Here is a 17,302-nt window from a genome sequence, read left to right on the forward strand (position 1 = left end):
GATGGCGAGGAAGGACATGGCGGCTGCGCCCGAGCGCGGGTCGTCACTGACGTGGGCTGCAGGCAGTGCCCCGAGGAGGTAGCACTGGGCGGCGGCTTGGCGGCCGGAGTCGAAGTGAAACCAGCCGGTGAGGGCTGCGCTGTCAGTCGACGAAGATCATTCCGCCCCCGTGCTTCCCCGTCTTCCACCGTCCGATTTTGTCCAGATCTCAACCCATTCCCGGACCGCAATTGCTTCCCCCGTCCGGGCACACCACAAGCACACCAGGAGCCCCACCGTAGTCCGCGGGTTCGGCCCCGATGACCGCGACAGATGATGCGCCGGGGTGCACCCCCACCGGTTACGCACCCCTCGCCCGGCGTGTGACCGACATCTTGGCCACTGTCGCGGCACGGACGGGATCAGATTCGCGCCTTCCAGTTCCGGATCTCCTGATCGAGGCGTGCACGTAGCCGCGCGGCCGCCGGTGTATCCGGAAGGAGTTCCCCGTATGCCTCACTGTGGCGCTTGGCGATGAGCCCTGCGAGGTTGGCGGAACTCCGCGACGGATAGACCAGCGAACTGGTCCTCTCTCCGAGTTCCTGGGCGAGGCCAAGGAAGCCGCGGCCGACTCCGAGACCAGGCGAAGTGCTGTAGTGCTTGGCTTCGATGGCAGCGACAAGCTTGCTGCTCCTGGGATGCACCGCAGCTTGACGGCTGCGCTCGCCCTCCTGATGGTCGATGATCGCGACGTCGCATTCGTGCGCCACCTTCGACCGTCCAGCCAGGACGTACACGCCCAGATGGACTTCGAGCTGCTTCTGAGTATCGGGAAAGCTGATCAGTGCGAAAGTGAAGTTCCCGGACCAGAGGTTTCCCGGGGAGCGACGGAAATGGAACGCAACATCACGGCTCGTGCCATCCCTGGTGAGGAGTACGGTTCCGCCAGCGCGGGTCGCCGCATCGAGACACACGGTAAGCAACGAAGCCTCGTACAAGTCGGATTCGTCCGCGTTGTTTCGGTACACCGGCTGAAGCGCGCCGATGGCCATCTCAATGGCCAAGATCAGATCGGAACGATCACTCATCCCTCGACCTCCGGATGAACGTCGTGACCGTTCGCCAGCAGCTCCCGTACCTTTTGAAGCGCCACTCGTGCTAGCGGCGTCTCGTCCGACAGGCTGATCCTTGTCGGGACTTCAAGCTCGGGGTCGCCGAACTGGATCTCCGGCTCCAGTCCGTGCGCACGAGCTGTCTGCAGCGCCGCATTGCGGGTGGCATACATGGTCTCGGCCAGCGTGAGAAGCGCTTCGCGGACGAGCTCGATGCGCTCGTCGTCCGTATACGGGATCACGGCGACGTCAGTCTTCCCGAGGGGTGGAAGCTCGGTGGCTGCGAGGCGACTCGCCCGCTCTTCGTACCTCCCCTCCTGGCGGAGGCCTTGTTCGGAGACCGCACGTCCGTGACGGACCTCTTGGTCCAATTGGTCTGCCAGGCTTGGCATCTCGGCCCTGAGTCGCGTCATGATCGCTTCGTATGGTTCGTAGCTGGTGGCCATACTCTCCACTCATTCAGCGTGACTGCCGGGAGTGTACTAAGGCCAACCGACAGTGACGTTGGGCGATGGCCCGATGCAGGCCATCTCGTCGCCACGCCAGATAACGCCGCGGTCGGTGTCAGTCCAAACGCGGCCGCCCTCAACTCTGGGCGGGGCACCCCGAGAATCGGATCTAGGCATCCTTCGCGCCTCCGCCGTCAGCCGAGATACGGGTAAGTACCGGCGAGGTAGTCGCCGATCTGTTGGCGCATGCTCGGATGGATGTCGTAGTTGTCGAGGTCGTCGGGGTGGACGAACCGCACGTCGTCAGCCTCATCGTTGATGGTCGGCGCGCCGCCGACAGGGCGGCCGATGTAGGTGTTCTCGTACTGCTGACGGACCTCCCCGTCGGTGTGCGCGACGATGTGGTGCGGGTTGGTGTACACGCCGAGGAAGCCGGTGATCTCGGCGACGATGCCGCTCTCTGCCAAGCACTCGCGCACCGCGCACTGCGCGGCGGTCTCGCCGATGTCCTGCGCTCCGCCGGGCAGCGCCCATTGGCCGATATCACGACGGCGTTGCAGCAGTATGGCCCCGTGGTCGTCGACGACAAGCAGGTTGCTCGCCGGAATGAGGGTGTTGGCCGCCGGGGCATCAGGGTCGTAGTAGTACCCGGTCCTGCCCATGGGTGACGCGGTCCCTCCGTGTGTCATCGAGCTGCCCAGTCGCTACGTACGTCGTCCAGCTCCGGCGACGGTCCGACGCGGCTCCTGATCTACGCCGTGAGGGCGGCGCGTGCCGGCCCGTGGAACACCTGTGCCGCGTGCCAGGACCGGTAGACCGCGGCTATCGACGCGGTCCCGGCCTGGGGGCCGAGGAGTAGCCTGCTTCCGAGGGCAATGACCTGGTCGTGGGCTGCCGCGCTTTGGTCGATGAAGCGCTGGGCAACCATGACCCGGTTCTCCTCGCTCACGCCCAGGACTCCCTTGTCGAAGAGCTTGTGGTGCAGCGAGCACAGGCACAGGGCGTTGTCGACCTCGTCGGGTCCGCCCAGCGCCCACCAGTACACATGAGCGGCCTCCAGCCCGACCAGAATGGCGCCGATGCGTCCGCCGTACCCGCAGAACGCACTGGTACTCGTAGGCGGTCAGGACGAGTTCGTGCAGCCCCGTGCTGCGTTGCCGGCGCCCGTCGACCGTCTCGTCCGACAGCCGCGCGTGGTGCGTGGAGGGAGTTGAGTCATTCTGGACGGCGCCTCCCCCGGTGCGGGGCGGCCGCCTTGGGTGCTGACCGTCTCGGTGTGGGATCTGCCGACGCTGTCGCCTTGAGGGAGAGCGAGACGCGCTCTCGCACGGTGTCGACTGCCAGCACCAGCACGGTGACCGTTTCGCCGACGCTGACGACCTCGGACGGGTGTCGGATTCGGTGAGCGGCGAGCTGCGAGATGTGGATCAATCCGTCGACCTCTCCCAGGTCGACGAAGGCGCCAAAAGCCGTCAACGTTTTCACGGGCCCCGAGACAGTCTGACCCGCAGTGAGCTTGCTGAGCGCCGTTCTGCGTCGTTCCGCCTGTGTCGGCGCCGCTGACTGCTTGCTCTTCTGCAGCGCGTCGGGATTCGGTGTCGTGGCTCCTCGGTCCGCCCAGGTGGCGTCAGCGCCGACGAGGTCACGGTAATCGGTGGGCAGGGTACCGACCACTTCGACCGCGAGCGCGCACGCCTCGGCAAGGTGTCTTGCGTAGGCGTGGTCAGCGAGGGCCTGGTCCTGGACGAGGTCTCCGTCGTCTTGGCGGTATTTGCGTGACGGCTCACCACGAAACGACAACCAGTTGAAGGTGGTCGTGATGTAGTAGGAGTCACTGACGAGCACCTTCGCTGCGGTGTCGTCGACCCTAATGATGCCGAGGCGGTTGACGCGGCGGGCGGCGGCGTGCAAGGCGTCGACAGCCTCCTGGTCGGTCCCGTCGTTGTCGTCGAGGCCCCAAATGATCGTCACGTCAACGGTACGGGACAGTCTTTCGATGCCGCGGATCCATTGTTCGTTCGCCACGGTTGAGCGGATCTGCGGACTACCGATGAGTAGACGGCGCTGCGAGTTCGCTACGGCGTCGGCGAGCCATTGCGGATGTTCGTAAACGCCCAGCCAACGGATCACAGCCCGGTCAAGGGCACCGTTGTCGTCCTCGCCGGCCACATGCTCTCCAGACTGGAGTGCAACGACGTCATCTTTGCCCAATCGACCGCCGGAATCGGTAACGGGTTCGTGAGGATGTTCAACTGGCGCAGCCGACAGGCGTAGGCGCTCGGCGGCGCCGAAGGCCTCCAATGCTGCGGCGTGCCGCTCACTCCAACTGCCGTCGACTTCGACACCGAGACGCACTGTGTTCGAATCGTCGTCCTTGAACACCAAGAGGACCGCGTCGTAGTAGAAGTTCCGGTTCTCGGTGACTCCACTGATGCCGAGGAGGCGCACCCCGTCGCGGGTGCGCGGGTCCAGGGTGCCGTTGAGGGCGGAGATGCTGAGATCGGTGGTTCGCACAGGCATACTGCTTGCGGGCGGCATGAGAATGCGCCCGGGGTCGGCCTTCGCCCGGTTGGAACGGCGCAAGGAGTTACGCCGCCAGTCCGTCACGGACCTCGTGAGGCGGTCATAGACCACCTGCATTGTGGTGGGCACCGGGCGGCGCAATTGAGCGTCGCGAGCGGCCTCCAGGCCGGCAGGCAGAAGCCGCAGGCGTCGGGCACCGCCCTGAGCGGGCGGCTGGTAAGTAACGAATTCGGCGACCAGCAAGCCCGCGACGGCCCGGCCAGTGTCGCCTTCGCTCAGGCCGAGGAACATCTGCAGGTCATCGACGGTGTCAATGCCGTGGAGCAAGGCGCGAAGTGAGTACTTCTGTGCGGCTTCGAGGTCTTCGGACTGCTCCACGAGCACATCGACTGTCAGCGAGGAGGCCGGAAGCGCGCACGGCTCCGCAGCCAGCAGAGTGTGCCCGGGAAGCGCGTGAGCGTGGCGACGCGCGGCATCGGCGAAGATATCGCGACTCACAGGTACTGCACCCTTCCACCAGCGGTCGACGTGATGTGGGAAAGTACGCGCTTGAGCGGCCCTTCCCGGCTGCTGCAGAATTCGGAATCGCCGACGATCCAGAGGAGTTCCCGTGCTCGGGACAAGGCGACGTTGACGCGTCCTTGGTACCGGTCGGCAAGGAATCCCAGTTCGCCCGTGAGGTTGCTGCGGGTCACCGAGAAGATGACAACGTCGGCCTCGCGGCCCTGAACAGCGTCCACGGTCTTGACCTGCACAGCAACACGTCGCAAACGGAGGCGTCTGAGTACACGCTCGATCTCGATGCATTGGCGCCGGTATCCGCTGAGGACCAGCACCTCCAACTCCTTGCCATCATCTCGGGCGTACTTGCCGGCCCTGGCATCTGCTTCGAGACGCTCAACGAGTTCGGCAATCTTCTTGGCCTCGAGCTTGTTTGACTGGCTCGAGCCGCCAGGGTGCCTGGCATCCTCGCGGCGATTGGTACGGCGACTGGTGGAGAACCACACCAGACGGTCTCCGTCGGTGACCGTCTGGGGGACAAAGACAGGCGCGGGGTCGTGAACGAGCGTGCCCTCGTAAAAGACCTGGGAGATCAGCTCGCCAATCGGTTCTGCCATGCGGTGCTGGGTGACCAGACTGGTCATGCATGGCTCGGGTGCCTCCCCAAGCAAAATGTCGAACAGCGACGAGGTCAGGAACATCTTGTCGAGATCGAAGCTGTCGACGAGATCCCGGTGCTCGAAGACCTCCTCCACCATCGGCGGCAGTTGCTTGGTGTCGCCCACCAGCACCCATCGCTTGGCCCGGGTCATCGGCACCAAGAGCTCGGGGGCGGTTGCGCGGGACGCTTCGTCGATGATGCAGAGATCGAACTGCATGTTCTGGATGTGGGTATTGGCCAGGAACCCCATGCAGGTGCCGGCTACCACGCTCTGTGTAGGCAAGAACATCGGCTCGGCGGCCTGCGGGTCGTTCAGGCTGGCAAGCCAGTCGCCCTGAGTCCTGACCAGTTCACGGAGCCGCTGGCCAGCGCCGTGCCCGACCAGGAGGCTAGCCACGAGATGCTCCAGTTCGCCTTCGCCGAGTTCGTCCGGCACGGCGATCTCAAGGCCTGCGGCAACGGTACGGACTTCGTTCGCAGCGGTGTCGGCCCGGTCGACTGCCCGCAAATGGTCAGCCAGCAATTCGGCGCGGTCTTCAGCAAGATCCTCGTTGTCGAGACGGTCATCGTCATCCAACGGGCCGAGGAGTTCGGCAGTTTCGTTTCTCTGCCGCAGAGTTGCCAGGGCCTCCTCAGCACGAAGAGCCAGGGCGAGATGGTCGATGTGCACACCTTCACGCTCGGCCAAACTAGCTAGGCCGGTGCGGGCATGAACTCGGATCTCCTCCGCCCACGCTGCCAGTTTGTTGGACAAAAGGAGATGACTGGCATCCGGATCGACATTGTCGTCACGGCTCGAGAGACGCACCACCGACGTCACCCCGGAGCGGTACAGACGGGTGATGGCATTGTCGATCGCGACGTGCATCTGGCTGACGAGCAGCACCTTGTCGTTGGGCCGCGCCGTGAGGTACTGGTGGACGAGTTCGCAGATGAACGACGTCTTTCCCGTCCCGGGCGGGCCTTGCACGAGGAAGAGATCTTGCGACCCGAGCGCCTTCGATACGGCGACCTTCTTGTCATTATCGAAATCCGGCCGCTGCGGCTGGAACGCCACGGGTTCCGGCGTGTGCGCCACTGACGGGTCCAACACGAGTTCGCGGAGATGGGGTCTCGCTGCGCTGCCGTCGCGAAGTGCAGCGATCGCACTCTTCTGGCGGCGGATCGCAGCCTGTGACGGGGTACGGTCGCGGACCAGCACTCCGTTGGTGGGCAGATCGGCCCCGGGCCCGGTTGCCTGGACCGTCACGTCCGTACTGTCGACGTCGACGATCGTCACGGCGACGCCACGGCCGGAGGGCTTGTCCACCGGTCGAGCCACACGCTGCTGGTCCAGGAAAGCACTGGTCAGCGGGACTGCTGTCTCGAGATCGAACTGGGTACCAGAGCGGCCGACGCGCGCATACTCGACTGGTTCCTCCAACCGTTTCTCCAACTGCTCCTTCGCCTCGATCAAACTCGACCAGTTGTTCAGTCGCGCCTGCTTGAAGCGATCGCTCAAGCGATCGCCTGAGTCCTGAATCGCCTTCTGGAGCAGGAGGTGAATCTCCACGGCCGCCGCAGCGGACTTCTGCGGGTTAGCTGGCCGCACGGCTGACCAGGCGAAGTCTCGCCCGTCCAACGTGACCGCGTCCTCGGCCTGCCGCAACCGCTCCAGGTCTTCGAAGTCCTTGATTTCGGCCCGGATGCAGAACAGTTGATTGTGGTTCTTGAAAACGAGAACGAGTTCGACCTGGTCACCTACGAGGCGGAACTCTTCGGCGGTTAGCACCGCGCGCCCCCCGCCGGTGCTCTTCAAACGAGGTAGCACATGGGTTGCGGAGCCCAGCCGCTCCGCGATGACCGCCTCGGCGGAGCGGCCATCACCCGCCTCCTCCAGGGATCGGCGTGCCGCACCAGAGAGCTCGAACGACACAACCTTCTCGTCGTGCCAGTTGCTGCTGCGGGCTGCCTGAATGGCCTGCAGCTCAAGGTGAAATACCTGTCCATCCGCTGGCCGATTTACCGGGTCAGGGTCGAGGGCACTCCGCAACAGCGATAGGACGGCTGGCGGTACGTCGGCCTCGCCGAGCGCCCGTGCAATGTCTGGGTAGTCCCGCAATTCCCAGCCGGTGACGCATTGCAGGAGCGTCGCGGCAAGACTGTAGACGTCAAACCTGGTCGAGCCGCGCGACGCCAGGTCCGGCGGTGCCCAGGGCGCGCTGGTCATTCCAGCGACTGTCGCGTCGGTCGCGCCCGCGAGCTGATCCTTGATCTTGCTGAGCGCGAAGTCGGCGAGCAGCGGTTTCTCGCCGTCCCAGAGCACGTTGCCGGGCTTGATGTCACGGTGGAGAACTGCCATGGAGTGGGCGTGTGCCAGCGCTGACGCGAGAGGCAGAGCGATGACCTCAGCAACGTCATCCCAACCCGGAGGTTCGGGAGCGGTCGCCAACCAATCTTTGAGCGAAACGGGAACCCAGCTGAGCACGACGTAGTACATGCCTGCGTCGTGGTCGGTCCCGCTGTCCAGCAGCGACACGATGTTCGGGTGATCCAGCTTGTGGTGCGCCGCGGTCTCCCGCTCGAAGTAGATGCGATAGATCTCGTCAGACCCAGCTGGCACGACCTTGACGGCCACGTGTCGGCCGCCTTGATGGAGGTCGGCTGCCTTAAAGACCTCCGCTTGACCGCCAACACGACGTGTGTTCGCGATCTCTGCGTACCGGCCGCCGATCAGACTCATCCATGTCCCCTCTAGGCACAACCTGTTCGTGCGGAGCAACCGATCAGATTACCCGACCGCACCGACAATTCAGGGGCCGTCGACTACAGAGCCACGCTTGTCGCTGTTCGTATTTGACGGGGCCGAGGTAGCTGAGCGCGGCCTGGCCTTGGAGTACACCACCGGGTCAGCGGCAGCCGACTCCGCAGGCATCCTGCTCGCCGGGATCAGCAGCCGCTCCCGGACTCACGAAAGGCTTTGCCCCCGCGTCAACCGCATCCTGGACCGCAGTCCTGAGCGCTGCGAGACGCTCTCCAGGCGTGTAGGAGCAGTAGGGGCACCCTCCAACTGTCTCGAATGTCGTTCGCGCGGCCAGATGACCGAGGTGGCACCGGACGATCTCGGCTTCGAGCGCCTCATCACTCCAGTAGAGCGGGATCTCGTTGGTGTTGTCGGGCATCTTCCGACTCCCTTCGAACGACATCACTCCGCGCGACGGGAGACACCCGTGCTCGCCATGCGACGCAAGGCTGAGTGGACCTGCCGGTTCCACTTGGCGGCGGCTTTGAGGGCGGCGGCCTCGGCGGCTGGTGAGGACGAGTGCTTGGCAAGCCGAAGGGCGTCGACGAGGCATGAGGCGCTCAGTGCCGCGCAGCTGGCGGCCTCGGCGATGGGCACGGGCTCGATCTGCTGCCCGGTGAGCTCGGCCGCGGTACGGACGAGTCGGAGGCTCATGAGCCGCAGGCGTACGTCGCTGTCCGCGCCCAGCACTGCGTTGTAGCCGACGATGACGTCGGCGAGGCCGCTTGGTGAGCCCGCTGCTGGATCAGCGCGGGCGGCGGCGTCGAGCTCGGCGTGGGCGAGTAGGACCCCGAGGAGGAGCGTGGCGTCCTCCGGGAGAGGGCCATGCGGACGTTTCGCCGGATTCGCCGTGGGGGCAGCGCCGAGTTCCGAGAGCGCTCCGTACAACGCGCTCGCATCAGCCGGTCCCGTCCTACGGTTGTGTGGCATGGCTGCCTACGGCCCGGGCCTTCAGAGCCGCCTACCGCTTCGGGGTGGCGCGGGCTCGCTTGCGTGTGGGCGGCTTGGCCGGTGCCGGCAGGGCAATGCTGGCCTTGCGCATGCGGTCTTCGAGCCGGAGCATGTGGCCGATCTCGTCCTGGTACATCGCGAGCACTTCGTAGTCGCCGACGTTCTCGCCGAGCGGGTTGATCCACCCGGACAGCAGCCGACGCAGTTCGGTGTTGATACCGGCGAGGCGCTTGCCGACGCTGGCGGCGATCTTCATGGGGTCGGTCGTGATGATGTAGCCGCCGCCGAAGGCAAGGAACGCCTTGCCCTTCTCCATCGTGATGCGATCGCGAATGTAGCCCTTGAGCCGCGTGAACTGGCTCTCGGTGACATGGACTTCGAGGAGGATTGTTTGCTTGGGGACGACGATGTCGTCGCCGGCCCGTTCCATGATGTCCCAAGTCCGCCCGGCAAGGTGCTGGGTAGGGACCGGGGGCGTACGCGGCGCGGGCTTGGCGGTCCGGGGCGTACTGCGTGCGGTCATGGCAGGTCATCGCCTTGATCGAGGATCCGCGCCAGTTCGTCATCCATGGTCTTGTCGCCGGTGGTGACGACGGTGTCGCACCAGTCGAGGGCGGCACGGATACGGCGGTGGTTGTCGAGCACGGCACGGACTTCGCGGTCAGTGAATTCGGCAACGTGCAGCCTGGGAATGAGACGCTGCATCTCGACAAGGAAGCTGGTGCCGACCCCGATCAACTCCAGGACCTCGCTCGACGCGCGGGTGTAGTCAACAGCAGGTTCGCGGGGCGTCGCCGACCGGACCGGTTCGTCCGGCGGCGCTGGTTCCCGTTCGTGGGCAGCAGCGAACCGGGCTTCGGCTGCCTCGATCCGCTGCTCATGATGAGCCCGGTACAGGATCCGCTGGTTGGTGGTGTCGCTCATGATGCGGTGCGCGACGTCAGGACGGCGGATCAGCTCACCGGCCGCCTCGGCAGCATATTCGTCTTGGTTGAGGAGGACGCGGACGCGGTCAAGCTTCTCGGACTTGGTCAGCGGTTTGTGTGGCAAGCGGCCAGCGAAACTCAGCGCTCTGTCCTCGCTCCAGTGGTCGATGCCCCGAGGTGGGTTCGCAATCAGGTGAAAGCGGTCGTCCACGGCATCAAGGGCTCTGTGGATCGACCACGAGACGTCGGCTGCGCGGTGCTCAGCAGGCCACGCGGCAGACACGTGGCGGTATCCGATCAGTGTGTGGACGTTGATGCCGATCTCATCCGCGTACCGGTCGAGGATGCGGAAGACCCCGTGGTCTTTGCCGTCCTTGTCAGTCTTCGGGCACATCTTCCAGGTCAGGTCCCCGAGTCGGAATTGGAGCCGGGACTCCTCCTGGACCATCTCGCGGCCCTGCTTGACGTAACGCGCCCACTGCCTATCGGTGAACTGATCGGGGAATGGGCTCACGGTCTTGGCTGCCGACATGACGCCTCCATCGGCGCGGGCGCGACTCTCAACCCGCCGTGGGGGCTCACGGCCGCGCGACTGTCCCGTGGGAATATTTTACTGCTAATCGATGTTTGCGGCGGTTCTACTTAGGTGTAGGCGCGCGGGGCCAACTCGGTCACCCATGCAGGAACGTCCTCTGCCACTCGGTCGAAGACAACCCCTGCGAGGCGTCGCCGAGGGCGACGGCTGAGGCCGTCTTGAGCTTCGCCCGGGTGCTGTCAACCCATTCCTGGGCGTTGGCGTAGCCCTGTTCGAGGTATTCGAGTCCCTGGATCATGCACTCAAGCCGGTCGGCGTCGTGAGCAACTTGGGCTTCGATGGTTTCGCCCCGCTCGTACTCGTCGACCGCCGCCGCGATGCCGGCCGCGACCGCTGGGTGTGCGTCGGCGAGCTGGTCGACGGTGACCTCGCGGTTGTCCGCCGCTTGGAGGTAGCGGCGGCCCACCCACGGGATGTCGCCGACGCGGGTCTCCTGGGAGTCGTGGAAGGTGCACAGCAGTGCGACGCGTCCGGGGTCGGCGCCTTCCATCATGGCGAGGACGGAGCCGATGACCGCGGTGCGCCAGGAGTGTTCGGCGATGGTTTCGGGATCCTTGACGCCGACGATCCACCACCCGGTGCGCTTGCCGCGTTTGAGGGCTCCCATTTCGCGGAGGAAGCTGGCGGTTCCGCGGTCGTTGTCGCGCGGGTCGGTCATCGGCTGGTCCTCCACAACATCACCGGGCGCTGGCTTTCAGAACGTAGTGCACCGATTCGAGTTCCCGCCGTGATCGGGCGGAGACGGTGCTGGAGTCGAGCAGGCGGTCGACACGGTCGCCGAGGTCGGCGAGCAAAGCCCGGTCGGCCAGGAGAACTCCCTTGTGGAGGGCGAGGAGCGCCCACACCGAGTGGACGTTGAGGTCGATGCATCCGAGGCTCGGGTCCAGGCGGTCTGCAAGGCGCCGCAGCAGCGGCACTCCTTCCCAGGCGCTGGGTGTTCTTGCGGCCATGAAGGAGTCGTCGGCGCGAGGGAGCGGGTCGAGGCCCAGCCAGTAGGCCCAATACGCGAGATTGGCGGTCTCGTTGGCTTCGTCGTTGGCGCAGGCCAGGATGAACGCGTGCAAGGCGTCGCGGTCGCCGTAGCGGGTCAGGGACGTGGCCACGGAACGTGTGTCTGCCCATTCCGGCCCGGAGCGCGCGGTGCGCCGCGGGCGGGCGGCCTGCATGTCGGCGAGCCAAGCGTGGGTGTCGCCGGCCGCGTCGTAGCTGCTCAGGTACAGGGCTTGTCGGCGTAGTAATGCGCCGTGCTCTCCTGCCCGCTGGGCCACGGCTGCGGCCTCGCGAAGGTGCGTGAAAAGGGCGGTCTTCTCGGCGGCCGAGAGAGAAGGAGCCGAAGGCACCGGGCCACGCCGCGGTGCGGGCCCCTGGGGCGACCTGGGGAGCGCTGCCGGAGGGGAGCCGTTCAACGCCCAGGCGATCATGTGTGTGGTGGCGCGGGTGAACACCCAACTGCCCAGCGGGTGCTGATCGACGTTGCTGATGTCGGCACGCTGCGTCAGGGCGTGTCCGATGACCGCGTCGGCTTCCAGGGCGTCGTCGAACATGGCCAGCAGCGCCGGGTCGGTGCCGAGTCGCAGCAGGGTCTTGCGCAGCGCCATCAGCCGCCCGGCCTGCACCGCTGCGAGGGGGCGGCGGCCGGATTCCCAGCCTTGGACGGTGGCCTTGTCGACGCCGGCATGTTCGGCGAGGCGTTCTTGGGACAGCGATGCGCCTTCGCGAGCGAGCTTGAAAACGAAGCCGGAGAGCAGGCCGAATCGGGCACTCCTGCTGCCGAGGCTGCTGCCGGTCAGTGTTTCCCGATCGTGTGCCGTGCCCGGTGCACCCATGCGCCCTCCCCCGAGGAGTTGCACTCGTACTCGCGGTCAGTCCTCCGCGGGCGTCGCTGTGCGTAGCGTCGAACTGACCAAGCGGTACCTCTGTATCGAGCTTAACCGCGCTGGCTGGGGCACAGACCCCAAGCGGATGGCTCGGTTCGACGCGGTCTGGAAGGGAGCGCGCCTGATGGATGACCTGGCGACGGACCGCGAAGAGCCGTCGGCGCTGCCGGAGATCCGAGCGGCTCCAGTTCTCCGGTGGCTGGTCTGCACGTGTCCGTGATGCGTAGGAGGTGTGAGCAAGTGAGTGGCGTCCCCGCCTTGACGGTGGAACTCCTGGAGCCCGACAAGCTGATCGGACGTCCCTGTCGGGAGCGCGGGGTCGAACTGGGCTTTCCGAAGGCTGCGATGGAGACGCCGGGTGGCGGATACAACGTTCGCCCCCTGTTCCTGCGCATGACGCCGCTGGAGGCCGCCGTCCTCGCCTTGGGGATCCAGGAGGCCATCGGGCCGAGCCTTATGGAGGAGGCGCGTCGGCTTCTTGAGCACGGCCCGATAGGTGATGACACGGGCGTTCTGCTGCGACTCAAAGCCTGCCTGGCGAAGATGGACGTGTCGCCGGACCGACGCGAAGCGTCTGCGGTTCCGCCCGAGGTGCCGGTGACTCCGACTCCCGGATCGCAGTGGAGCCACGTCAAGGTCCACCGTGCCGGGTGGATGGGCGATGCGGCATGACGCGTCTGATCGTCGGTAGCACGGACGGCGGCGGCCATGAGGTATCGGTGCCCATGCGGTCTCCGAAGCCCTCGGTGCCGCTGGAGCCGTCGCCGGGGCTTTGGGTGCGGCCGGTCAAGGCCGGCATGTACCCCGAGGGCGTGATCCTCTACGTCGTCCGCCGCGGGGAGCTGTGCCTCGTCCAGTGCGAGGAACACGACACCAAGCAGCCGTTCGTGGCGGAGCGGGCGCAACTCCACGTCATTCCTTCCGGATCTGAGCCCGATGACTCGTGATTCCCGAGACGGAGCGCCCGCCGACACAGCGCACGTCGCCCGGGACGCCGAGCCAGCCTCCTCGCTCTGCCGCCAGTCGCGGCGATGGCGGCACGGTGCCCATCGCTGGCCAACGCCGGAGGCGGGCGCGAAGCAACTGGCGGCGATCAACGACGGGCGCCGTTGGGAGGACGTCGCGGTCCTGGCGCCGTGTGACGGATATCCGGGCTGCGGTGGCTACCACCTGGATTGGCCGCAACGCGGTGCCCGGAGGTAGGCGGGAAGCCCTCTTCCTAACCAGCATGTTGCTCGTCGCGGTGGCACAAGTCGCCTGGGAACTGGCGACGCGGTAACCCCCCATGACTGGGGGCGGAGTTGATTTGCAGGGGAGTCACGAGGCATAGCCCCGGTCGGCCATACCTCGGGACCGGCCCGACTCCGCTCCCGCCAGACCCCCGCCTGGTCCCCTCCCCCCCGTGGGGGATCGGGCGGGGCCGCCAAGACCGAGAGGAACGAACGTGGTCCGGAGCCGTGCGCCGCCGCACCAATTGGGTTCATGCGACGGCACAGCACCACCCATTGGGCTCGAACGACTGCGAGCCCGTCATAGCGCACTGCCAGGAAGGAGCAACCGGAATGAAGGACACCCGCACAGACGTGTTCCCCGGCGAGGCCCACCAGGCGTGGACCGTCACGGTCGAGACGCTGGGCAGCGTCCACGACCGCACCGACGCCCACATGTCGGACCCGCCGGCCGACGCGACCGGCGACACCCAGCCCGACGGCGACGGACTCAACCACCCCGAGTGACCAGGGGCCAGGCACAACAGGGCTAACGAGGCCGCGCGGGAAACCGCGCGGCCTTGCCCACGCATGACCCCCACCGACGAGGGAGGCACACCATGCGACACCGCCTTATCGAGGCGATCGAGGACGCATTCGGGTGGACCGGGCCCGACCCGCTCGGCCGAGAGTTCGTCCGCGGCACCATCACCGATGAATCGCTGCTGCCGCGCATCCTGACGCCGACCCGGCTCCTGGAGCTGGTGATGCGCCGCAGTCTCGGCAACCCACAGGTACGCATGTTCCGCGACGGCACCGAGCTGCACCCCAGGGAATACCTGTCGCCCGCGGGCACGCGACGAGGACAGAACATCAGCATGGTCAACATGCGCTATCTCGGCGCGCTGCTGACCCAGGGCGCCACGCTGGTCCTCGACGGAACCGACGTATTCGACCCGACCCTTGAAGTCATGTGCCGCGCCGTTCAGTGGTGGACCGACGAACGCGCCCAGGTCAACCTGTACCTCACTACAGCCGAAGCGCAGGGCTTCGGCCTGCACTGGGACGATCACGAGGTCATCGTCGTCCAACTCGCCGGCGAGAAGTGCTGGGAGGTCCGCGGCCAATCCCGCCGCGACCCGATGTTCCGGGACGTGGGACGCAACGACCAGCCCAGCGAAGACGTGCTGTGGGAAGGCGTGCTGTCCGCAGGCGACGTCATGCACATCCCCCGCGGCTACTGGCACCGGGCAACCCGCGGCGGCTGCGGGGACGACGGCCTCAGCTTCCACATGACCATCGGCGTCACGCGCCGCACCGGCGCATCATGGATGGAGTCGCTGGCCGAATGGTGCCGTGACGACGAGGTGTTCCGCCGCAACCTGATCCGGGGCGCGTCCTCCGACCAAGCGCAGCAGGCGCAGGAACTCATCAAGGCCGCGGCAGACTTGGCCGCCGAACGTGCCCCGGCCGGCTACCTGAATCGGTACATGGTGGAGACCGTCGCGGCCCGGCAGGTCCCCTACCTGCCGATGCTCGGACCGCTGGACGCCGTGGTGTGTACGACCCCGGGCCGGCCTCACGTCCAGGTCCGCCACGGCCAGGTCGAGGCCGCTGCCGCCGGGAAACGGATCTCCCTGGCCGCTGCCGCGGAGGAATCCGTCCGACTGCTCTTGAGCGGTCACCCCGTCCAGCTCAGCGATGTCGACAGCCTGACGCAGGGCCTGGCCAAGCTGCTCGTCGAGGAGGGCATGTGCTCCACGCTGACCCCCGAGTTGTCCTCGGGCTACACCAGTCTCGTCACCAACGCCACACCCTCGAAGCAGCCCTAGACGCAGGCATCACCAGCCTCGACACGGCCCACAGCTACGGCGACTTCACATCACATGCCACCCTCGCAGCCAGGGCATCGGACCTGCTCCCCCGATTCACCACCCTGTCCACCAAGGTCGGGTTCCTGCCTCGGGGCCGACACACCTTGGACCCGGCGGCACTGCGCAAGACCATCGAGGAATCCGTCCGCGACCTCGGCCGCGAACCCACCGTGATCCTCCTGCACAACCCGGAACAGTCCCTCCGGAAGCCGGAAGAAGAGCGCACAAGGCTGAACTTCGCCGCCGCGTGCGCCGCCTTGCAGGACGCAGCTTCGGACGGGCTGTGCAGCACCTGGGGCGCGACGTCGTGGGACCCGCGGCCCCTGGTCGAGCTGGGCGACCTCATCGGACCGGTCCCGCCGGTGCTGATGGTCCCGGCCGGTCTTCTCGTCCCGATCGCGGTCCTCGATGCCTCGGACCTGCTGATGGACCGGTGGGCCGTCGCCCCCGAACGCCGTTGGGGCATGAGCCCGTTCCGACGCCGCCCTGATGACTCGGTATGGGATCAGGTCGACCCTGGGCAGTTCCTGCGCGACGGAGACGGTCACACACGACTCGCTTCGGCCTTCCGCGTTGCGTTTGGCCTGCCAGACGTCGCGGCGGTCGCCGTAGGGACAGACGACCCCGAGCACGTCCGGGACCTGGTGGCAGCCCTCAAAGCCACACCAGACCCGGATCGCCTGGCCGACTACCGGGACGCACTCCGCGCGCGAATCCGAAGTTGGCCCCTACCGGACAGCGAGGATTGACGCCGCCACGTGCCGGGCGGGGCCGTAGAGGGGATCGTCTTCCGAACCGTAGGCAATGACCTTGGCGAGGGTGAACAGCCGCATCACACGGCCGTCATCGCTCTCCAGATCTTCCCGACGCTCCGCCCACACGCGTGCGGCCAACGACGGCACCGCGAGCGAATCCCCCCACAGCGTTGCCGCGTCCAGCCCTTCTGGCGCCAAGCCCCAGTCTTCCCAGTCGAAAATCATGCAGGCCGGCCCGGCGATGTTCGCCCAGTTCAGATCCGCATGCGCCGCACGCCACGTCCGCACCGATGTGTCACCGGCCTCCGGAAACGCGCGAGCGATCGTCTCGGACACATGATCCTGGCTGGCCTTTACGGTGTCGGGCGTCGCGACCCTGGTGGTGGGCTGCACGCGCAACGCATCCATGGACGCGCCGAAGACGCTCCACCACTCCTCGGGCAGCCCAGGGTCTGTGAGGAGTCGGCCACCACGTTTCACCGGAGCCCCCGGAACGAGATCACACTCGTCCGCGTGCCACATCGCACCGTCAGTGCCACGCCAGGAAGTACTCGCCCGCCACGTCGGCATCGCGACACCCGTGATTGCAGCTGCGGCCTCGATGCCCCACCCTTGGCCGTCGATGCGGGCATCTGGCCGCCGCTCAATACGGACCCAGGTCGTCCGGTCACTGGCGAACCCGATTGAGCGGCGCTTACGAACCACACTGCTGGGGTCGAACTGCACACCGAGCGCCCGACTCACCCGATCCAAAACAGCGTCGACGTCGACTCGCCGTAGATCGACCGCTTCGCCCATGGAGCGAATCTACAGGCGCTGGCAGCCTTGCTCTGCGGGGACGAGGGGTGTCAGGAGCACTGACTGCGCCCGTCCCCAGCGTGATCAGCAGGTGCGACTTGACAGTTCTCGAGTCGCCGATCAGGCCCGTTCACTTAGTGAACGGGCGCTTGTTCACCGAGTGAATGGTGGCGACGTTCACTTTGTGAACATCGCGACCGCGCACCCCGTGACACCGGCTGGCCGCAGGCGGTTCCTACTTGCCAACCTGCGCACGCACCAGGACCCGGAGCCCCACCGTGCGGCCCACGACCCTGCCGACCAAGTGTGCG

The 17,302-nt window shown here is 66.4% G+C and carries 16 protein-coding genes and 2 pseudogenes; 5 read left to right on the forward strand and 13 right to left on the reverse strand.

From position 1 onward, the window contains the following. Window positions 1-401: 401 nt before the first annotated feature. From ACPA54_RS12875 to ACPA54_RS12930, 12 genes and pseudogenes are all read right to left on the reverse strand, one after another. Window positions 402-1,067: a hypothetical protein gene (locus ACPA54_RS12875; RefSeq protein ID WP_423529128.1), complete on the reverse strand. Its 666-nt coding sequence runs from the start codon at window positions 1,065-1,067 to the stop codon at window positions 402-404. Continuing rightward, entirely contained in the window at window positions 1,064-1,537 is a 474-nt protein-coding gene (locus ACPA54_RS12880; protein WP_423529130.1) for a hypothetical protein, read from the reverse strand. The genes ACPA54_RS12875 and ACPA54_RS12880 overlap by 4 nt, the downstream gene beginning before the upstream one ends. A 197-nt stretch (window positions 1,538-1,734) precedes the next feature. Continuing rightward, window positions 1,735-2,202: an NUDIX hydrolase gene (locus ACPA54_RS12885; protein WP_423529132.1), complete on the reverse strand. Its 468-nt coding sequence runs from the start codon at window positions 2,200-2,202 to the stop codon at window positions 1,735-1,737. Between the two features lie 89 nt (window positions 2,203-2,291). Further along, window positions 2,292-2,703: pseudogene (locus ACPA54_RS12890) on the reverse strand (HNH endonuclease); the annotation flags it as partial. A gap of 130 nt (window positions 2,704-2,833) precedes the next feature. Then, window positions 2,834-3,091: pseudogene (locus ACPA54_RS12895) on the reverse strand (S1 RNA-binding domain-containing protein); the annotation flags it as partial. A 1,466-nt stretch (window positions 3,092-4,557) separates the two neighbouring features. Beyond that, the gene (locus ACPA54_RS12900) at window positions 4,558-7,947 is read right to left on the reverse strand and encodes an AAA domain-containing protein (protein WP_423529133.1); all 3,390 of its coding nucleotides are present in this window, start codon (window positions 7,945-7,947) and stop codon (window positions 4,558-4,560) included. 166 nt (window positions 7,948-8,113) lie between these two features. Then, window positions 8,114-8,386 (reverse strand): hypothetical protein, encoded by a 273-nt coding sequence (locus ACPA54_RS12905; RefSeq protein ID WP_423529135.1) that lies wholly within the window; start codon window positions 8,384-8,386, stop codon window positions 8,114-8,116. Window positions 8,387-8,409: 23 nt separating this feature from the next. Continuing rightward, complete coding sequence (locus ACPA54_RS12910; protein WP_423529137.1) at window positions 8,410-8,895, reverse strand: hypothetical protein; 486 nt, start codon at window positions 8,893-8,895, stop codon at window positions 8,410-8,412. Window positions 8,896-8,968: 73 nt separating this feature from the next. After that, entirely contained in the window at window positions 8,969-9,481 is a 513-nt protein-coding gene (locus ACPA54_RS12915) for a hypothetical protein (protein WP_423529139.1), read from the reverse strand. Next, window positions 9,478-10,416, reverse strand: coding sequence for a DUF6192 family protein (locus ACPA54_RS12920; protein ID WP_423529141.1), 939 nt, complete (start codon window positions 10,414-10,416; stop codon window positions 9,478-9,480). Before ACPA54_RS12920 ends, ACPA54_RS12915 begins: the two co-directional genes overlap by 4 nt. Before the next feature lie 139 nt (window positions 10,417-10,555). Further along, window positions 10,556-11,137: an HD domain-containing protein gene (locus ACPA54_RS12925; protein ID WP_423529143.1), complete on the reverse strand. Its 582-nt coding sequence runs from the start codon at window positions 11,135-11,137 to the stop codon at window positions 10,556-10,558. A 19-nt stretch (window positions 11,138-11,156) separates the two neighbouring features. Further along, the gene (locus ACPA54_RS12930) at window positions 11,157-12,305 is read right to left on the reverse strand and encodes a helix-turn-helix domain-containing protein (protein ID WP_423529144.1); all 1,149 of its coding nucleotides are present in this window, start codon (window positions 12,303-12,305) and stop codon (window positions 11,157-11,159) included. 309 nt (window positions 12,306-12,614) lie between these two features. On the opposite strand from ACPA54_RS12930, the gene ACPA54_RS12935 reads away from it, so the two are divergent. From ACPA54_RS12935 to ACPA54_RS12955, 5 genes are all read left to right on the forward strand, one after another. Further along, a complete protein-coding gene (locus ACPA54_RS12935) occupies window positions 12,615-13,028 on the forward strand; it encodes a hypothetical protein (protein ID WP_423529146.1) in 414 nt (137 codons plus the stop codon). Between the two features lie 53 nt (window positions 13,029-13,081). Beyond that, window positions 13,082-13,303, forward strand: coding sequence for a hypothetical protein (locus ACPA54_RS12940; protein ID WP_423529148.1), 222 nt, complete (start codon window positions 13,082-13,084; stop codon window positions 13,301-13,303). A gap of 615 nt (window positions 13,304-13,918) precedes the next feature. After that, window positions 13,919-14,092 (forward strand): hypothetical protein, encoded by a 174-nt coding sequence (locus ACPA54_RS12945; RefSeq protein ID WP_423529150.1) that lies wholly within the window; start codon window positions 13,919-13,921, stop codon window positions 14,090-14,092. A 92-nt stretch (window positions 14,093-14,184) separates the two neighbouring features. Beyond that, a complete protein-coding gene (locus tag ACPA54_RS12950) occupies window positions 14,185-15,396 on the forward strand; it encodes a JmjC domain-containing protein (protein ID WP_423529152.1) in 1,212 nt (403 codons plus the stop codon). A gap of 8 nt (window positions 15,397-15,404) precedes the next feature. Continuing rightward, window positions 15,405-16,187 carry an aldo/keto reductase gene (locus tag ACPA54_RS12955; protein WP_423529840.1) on the forward strand — a complete coding sequence of 261 codons (783 nt, stop codon included), beginning with the start codon at window positions 15,405-15,407 and terminating at the stop codon, window positions 16,185-16,187. Here ACPA54_RS12955 and ACPA54_RS12960 read toward each other — a convergent pair. Continuing rightward, on the reverse strand, window positions 16,167-16,991 hold the full coding sequence (locus ACPA54_RS12960; RefSeq protein WP_423529154.1) for a hypothetical protein: 825 nt from the start codon (window positions 16,989-16,991) through the stop codon (window positions 16,167-16,169). The two genes, ACPA54_RS12955 and ACPA54_RS12960, sit on opposite strands and share 21 nt — an antisense overlap. Window positions 16,992-17,302 lie beyond the last annotated feature (311 nt).

The sequence above is a fragment of the Uniformispora flossi genome, from assembly GCF_049534875.1.
Lineage (GTDB): Bacteria > Actinomycetota > Actinomycetes > Streptomycetales > Streptomycetaceae > Yinghuangia > Yinghuangia aomiensis.